The sequence below is a fragment of the Lentzea indica genome (assembly GCF_012184385.1).
In the GTDB taxonomy this organism is placed as follows: Bacteria; Actinomycetota; Actinomycetes; order Mycobacteriales; family Pseudonocardiaceae; genus Lentzea; species Lentzea indica.
On record NZ_VSRL01000543.1, the window covers coordinates 1 to 1,380 of the forward strand.

Annotated in this window: 1 pseudogene; it reads left to right on the top strand. The window is 74.2% G+C overall.

The features are described 5' to 3' along the window. Positions 1-1,380: pseudogene (locus FXN61_RS49425) on the top strand (primosomal protein N'); the annotation flags it as partial.

Consider the following 1,380-nt stretch of genomic DNA (forward strand, 5'->3'; position numbering starts at 1 on the left):
TCGGCGTTGCTGGCGCTGCGCGGGTTCGCGTCATCGGAGAAGGATCCGGCGGCCGCGACGGTCGCCGCCATCCGTCCGGTGTCCGTCGACTACGCCGAGGATGCGCCCGCGCGCTCGGACGCCGAGGATGCGCCCGCGCGCTCGGAGCTGCCTCCGGTCCCCGCCGACGCCTGGTCGCGCTATCCCCGCGGCCCCAAGTACCTGGAAGCCCTGTGCGAGGGCCGCCCCGCCCACGCCGTCTGGCAGGCACTGCCCTCCGAGGACTGGCCCGCCCGTCTCGCCGAAGCGCGGCCGCGGTCGCCTCGACGGCCGCGGTGTGGTCATCGTCGTGCCGACCACCGCGACCTGGCGCGCGTGGCCGAGGCGTGCGGAAAGCTGATCGAAGGCGTGGTGGCGCTGTCCTCCGATCTCGGCCCGTCGGAACGCTACAAACGCTGGTTGTCCGTGCGCAGGGGCGTTGCCCGTGTGGTCGTTGGCACGCGCGCCACCGCGTTCGCGCCGATCAAGGATCCCGGGCTGCTGGTCGTGTGGGACGACGGCGACGACCTGCACACCGAGCAGCGTGCGCCGTACCCGAACGTGCGTGACGTGCTGGTGCAGCGCGCGCACATGTCCGGGGCGGCGTTGCTGATCGGTGGTTTCGCCCGCACGGCAGAGGCCCAGTTGCTGGTCGAGACGGGCTGGGCGCACGAGATCGTGGCGTCGCGCGACACGCTCAGGTCCGTCGCTCCTCGCGTGGTGTCGGTGGGCGACAACGACTGGCAGGACGTCAAGGACCCGGCGGCCCGCACGGCCCGTCTCCCGTCCATCGCGTTCGACGCCGCCCGCTTCGCCCTCGCCGACTCGCCGGTGCTGATCCAGGTACCGCGCCGCGGCTACGTGCCCGCTTTGGCCTGCGCTCAGTGCCGTGGACCCGCCAGGTGCCGCCGCTGCGCCGGTCCGCTGGCGTTGCCGGGTGGCACCGAGGACGGGCTGCCGAAGCCCGCGTACTGCCGCTGGTGCGCGGCGACGGAGGCAGGGTTCCGGTGTGCCACGTGCGGGTCGCGCAGGTTGCGCGGCCAGATCATCGGGGCCAGGCGCACGGCGGAGGAACTCGGGCGGGCGTTTCCCGGGCATCCGGTGCGGACCAGCGGCGCGGACGAGGTGCTGACCAAGGTGCCGGGCAAGCCCGCGCTGGTGGTGGCGACGCCGGGTGCCGAACCGGTGGCCGAGGGCGGGTACGGCGCGGTGCTGCTGCTCGACGGGTGGGCGCTGCTCGGCCGGGCCGACCTCAGGGCCTCCGAGGAGGCGCTCAGACGCTGGATGACGGCCGCGGGACTGGTGCGGCCGGGCAACGGGCGTGTGGTCGTGATCGCGGACTCCTCGCTGACGCCCGTGCAG